At 60.4% G+C, this 1,376-nt stretch carries 2 protein-coding genes; one reads left to right on the forward strand and one right to left on the reverse strand.

Going from position 1 to position 1,376, the window contains the following annotated elements:
* Positions 1-380: nucleoside-diphosphate kinase (gene ndk, locus HY30_RS16540; RefSeq protein WP_034743430.1), on the forward strand; the 380-nt coding region annotated here is incomplete at its 5' end.
* A 92-nt stretch (positions 381-472) separates the two neighbouring features.
* Here ndk and HY30_RS16545 read toward each other — a convergent pair.
* Complete coding sequence (locus tag HY30_RS16545; protein WP_034743433.1) at positions 473-1,273, reverse strand: GNAT family N-acetyltransferase; 801 nt, start codon at positions 1,271-1,273, stop codon at positions 473-475.
* Between the last annotated feature and the right edge of the window lie 103 nt (positions 1,274-1,376).

Below are 1,376 nucleotides of genomic sequence, written 5' to 3' on the forward strand. Positions count from 1 at the left end.
CCAACCGCAACCTGACCGGCGCGATCAATGCCGTGATCGAAAAAGCAGGCCTGCGCATCGTCGCCCAGCGCCGCATCCAGATGAGCCAGGCCCAGGCCGAGGAATTCTACGGCGTCCACAAGGAGCGCCCTTTCTTTGGCGAACTGGTCGAGTTCATGACGTCTGCGCCTGTTGTGGTTCAGGTGCTCGAAGGCGAGAACGCCGTTGCTGCCTATCGCGACGTGATGGGCGCGACGAACCCTGCTGACGCTGCCGACGGCACGATCCGCAAACTGTTCGCGCTGTCGATCGGCGAAAACTCGGTCCACGGGTCGGACTCCGCCGAGAACGCCGAAATCGAAATCGCGCAATTCTTCACGGCCGACCAGATCGTCGGCTAAGGCTGCGCGGCCCCTCAGGGCAGCAGAGATTCAAGAAAGGGCCCAGCCGGAAGGTTGGGCCCTTTTTTGTTTGGGGCTGTCATATCGGCGCTTTACAGCTTCCGCTTCATGAATGAGCGCGTCGCGCAGACGGGCTCGAAGCCGAGCTTTCGGTAGAGGGCTTTGGGTGGCTCGGTGGCGAGGCTGCCGATGAGGATGTCGGTGCAGCCATTCTGACGCAGATGATCAACGCAATCGGAGATCAGGGCGGAAGCGAGGCCTCGGCGACGGAAGGGGGGCAGGGTGAACAGGTCTTCGACCATGCCCATGCCGTTTGGGGCGATGGTGGCTGATCCGTACGCGCAGGGCGTGCCGTCGATGGATGCGAGAAAGAAGTGGCACGGGCCTGTCTTGCGGCGGTAGCCATCGACCATGCCGCGCGTGACATGGGCGTCCACCTTCTTGCCCCGGGTTCGTGCGCCCTCTGAATGATCTGTGAGAACCAGTTTGTACAGCGTTTGCCAGTCCGTGTCCGATGCGACGGGCTGGAGCCCGTATCCAACCGGATGAGTTGCTTTCAAGGGCGCCTGCAGGACCATCTGGATGACGGGCGTTTCTTCCCTGTAGTCATCGAATGCGAGCCGGGCGATGACGGCTGGCGAGGTGAAGGGCGATGTGGAGATATAGGCATAGCCCAGCGTTTGTATCCGGGCGTCGGCAAAGGCCATGGCCTGGTCGATTTCTTGCGTCGTCTGCGCGGTGATTTCGAAGATGCGATTGAGGTCCCACACATAGGGCCTGTCCGCATCCCGCAAGGACGAACAGAACTGCTTCGTGGTGACCTGCATGCCGATGGCGGCATGGTAATAATAAGTGTCGCAGGCGCGCCTTGCGAGATCATCAAGTTTTGTCACTGAGCACCTCGATCAGGATGGCAGTTCGACCAAGCCGCTTTCAATTAGCCTGAAAAATCCACGGAGAACCAGTTCGTCGCGCCCTATTCCTTCTCTTCGCTCA

The organism is Hyphomonas chukchiensis (assembly GCF_000682695.1).
Lineage (GTDB): Bacteria > Pseudomonadota > Alphaproteobacteria > Caulobacterales > Hyphomonadaceae > Hyphomonas > Hyphomonas chukchiensis.